Genomic DNA, 2,934 nt, shown 5'->3' with positions numbered 1-2,934 from the left:
GAGCAGCAAGAGGATCGGCATCCACAAAAGACCCGCTGACCAATACAGGGGCGTCGACGCGATGGCGATGCCAGCGGCGATCCAGTTCCACCGGTTCGTCCAGTCGACTCGCCAGGATGACTCGCCGCGGATCGCTGCGACGATTTCCTCTATCTGATCTCGGCTGAGTCGCGAGCCGGGGCGCATGGAAGCCGAGGTTGCGAATGGCCGCTCGCCCTCGTTGACCTCCGGATGGCTTCCGGATTCGGCCATGCCAGCCGGCAAGCCCTCGGCTTCGGACAGCGCCGCCACAAGCCTACGATAGGCGACGTTGAGCTGTTGCATTCGGGCCGCCGCCTCTCTCTGGCCGACCGGGTCACCGAAATAGCGATCGGGGTGCCACCGTTTGGCGAGGCTGCGGTACTGCTTTCGCACTTGCTGGAGGGACGCACCCGGAGTCAGCTCGAGAATCGCGTAGGCTCTCAGAAGCGGGTCATTCAATTCGAGCCCCCTCCGCCGGACGCCCCGAGAGCGCCTAGAAACCTCTGGCCTGTCTTCGAGTGGGGCGCCGGCCTTCGAGACCGGTTTCGCCAGCATCCAATCGGCGCCGTGCTTCCTCGAGCTCCGACAGCGTCATCTCCCAAACGCATGTTCAGTCCTCGTGATCGCGAGAGCAGCCGATTCGTTTTCGGCGACTGAGGGTCTTCGCCGGTTGTCGGGGGAATCAGAACGGTCGGGGGAGGTCGAGAACGCGGCCTGCGCTCACCAACTAGCGTACCACGGCTTGTCGACCTCTTGGATCGTGGATCCAGAGAGGAACCGCATCGAGCTCTGGGAGCCTCCGCCCACGAATCGGTGAGCTTTCAATCGAACGGGCCGCGCGTGTCCGATGTGCTATCTTCCGTCTCGGTCGGAGATAGTCCATGAACTTACTTGCTCCGCTCTCCTTAGGTGGATTCTTGGTCGCGATTTCCGCGGTAGCCACCGCTCGGCCCTTGGATCCCTCCGCATATCAAGAGCTCCGCTACCGACTGATCGGTCCATTCCGTGCCAGCCGGACGGTGGGAGGCACCGGAGTTCCGAGTCGGCCAAGCGTCTTCTACGCCGGAGTGAACAACGGGGGCGTGTGGAAGACGGACGACTACGGACGCACGTGGACGCCGATCTTCGACAGCGCCCCGACGGGATCCGTGGGAGATCTCGCCGTCTCCCCGTCCCACCCGGACGTCATCTACGTCGGAACCGGAGAGGGTCTCCATCGTCCCGACCTGAGTGTCGGCGATGGCATCTTCAAGTCGATCGACGGGGGCAGCACGTGGGATCACGTCGGGCTCGGAGACGTTCAGCAAGTCGGCCGAATCGTCGTTCATCCCACGAATCCCGATATCGTTTTCGTCGCCGGGCTCGGACATCCTTATGGGCCGAACGAGGAGCGGGGGGTGTTCCGGACCACGGACGGAGGCGGTACCTGGGAGAAGGTCCTGTACGTCGACCCCAACACCGGAGCGAGCGCGGTCGAGATCGATCCGACCGAGCCCCGCACCATCTATGCGGCGCTCTACGAGCATCGCATGGGACCGTGGGAGAACGGAAGCTTCTCCGGTCTGGGAACGGGTCTTTACAAGTCGGTAGACGGCGGCTCGACCTGGCGGCGGCTCGAGGGCGGCCTGCCCAAAGACGATTGGGGACCGCTTTTCGTCGGTGTTTCTCCCAGCAGCCCCGCGCGTGTGTACTTGACGGTGAGCGCTCGCGGGGGCGGGGGCCTCTATCGTTCCGACGATGGCGGCGAAACCTGGACGCAGATGTCGAAGGATCCGCGCCTCGGCGGTGATGTCCGCGTCCACCCCGATCACCCCGACCTGGTTTTCGTCGGCACGATCGCGGCCTATCGATCCGAGGACGGCGGGCGAACCTGGACCTCCATAAAGGGTGCCCCTGGAGGAGACGATTACCAGCGCATCTGGATCAATCCCGAGCAGCCCGACATCATGTTGTTTACCGCCGATCAAGGGGCCGTCGTCACCGTCAACGGCGGCCGCACCTGGAGCTCCTGGTACAACCAACCCACCGCCCAGCTGTATCACGTCACGACCGACAATCAGTTCCCATATTGGGTTTACGGAGGCCAGCAGGAGAGCGGCGCCATCGGCATCGCCAGCCGGGGAAACGGCGGGCAGCTCTCGTTTCGTGACTGGATGGGGGTGGGCGCCGACGAGTACGCCTACATCGCACCCGACCCCCGAGATCCGGATATCGTTTATGGCGGACGGGTCGTCCGATTCGACAAACGCACGGGACAAACGCAGAACGTGGCCCCGGAAGCGCTCCGCTCGGGAAACTACCGCATCCTGCGCACGATGCCACTCCTCTTCCACCCCGCGGACCCATTCAAGCTGCTCTTCGCGACGAACGTGCTCTGGGAGACGACGAGCGGGGGCCAGGAGTGGAAGATCGTGAGTCCCGATCTCTCGCGAGAGCGGCCCGAGGTTCCGGAGAGCGTTGGTGATTTCCGCACTCCGGAGCTCGATACGATGCCGCGTCGCGGCGTCATCTACGCGGTCGCGCCATCACCTCTCGACGTGAACATCATCTGGGCCGGCACCGACGACGGGCTGGTGCACGTGACCCATGATGGCGGAAAGAGCTGGAAGGACGTCACGCCTCGAGAGCTCCGCGCCTGGGACAAGGTGTCTCAAATCGACGCGGGGCATTTCGACCGGGATACGGCGTACGTGGCAGTCAACGCCATCCGCCGGGACGACATGCGCTCCCATGTCTATCGCACACATGACGGAGGGGCAACATGGACGCGTGTCGTCGCCGGGCTTCGTGACCCGGTGAACGTGGTCCGCGAGGATCCGCACCAGGCGGGTTTGCTCTTCGCGGGAACGGAGCGCGAGGTCTACTTCTCGGTCGACGACGGCGAGCAGTGGCAATCTCTGCGCATGAACATGC

General features: G+C 64.1%; 2 protein-coding genes. One reads left to right on the top strand and one right to left on the bottom strand.

The features are described 5' to 3' along the window. The coding region (locus VEK15_08115) for a DnaJ domain-containing protein (GenBank protein ID HXV60643.1) at positions 1–480 on the bottom strand (480 nt) is incomplete at its 3' end. A gap of 494 nt (positions 481–974) precedes the next feature. Between VEK15_08115 and VEK15_08110 the strand changes: the two genes are divergently transcribed. Next, positions 975–2,934 (top strand): glycoside hydrolase (locus VEK15_08110; GenBank protein ID HXV60642.1); only part of this gene is annotated, 1,960 nt, incomplete at its 3' end.

It is taken from the genome of Vicinamibacteria bacterium, assembly GCA_035620555.1.
Taxonomy (GTDB): domain Bacteria; phylum Acidobacteriota; class Vicinamibacteria; order Marinacidobacterales; family SMYC01; genus DASPGQ01.
Note: the sequence above shows the minus strand (reverse complement) of the source record. Positions and strands in the feature narration are given on the sequence as shown.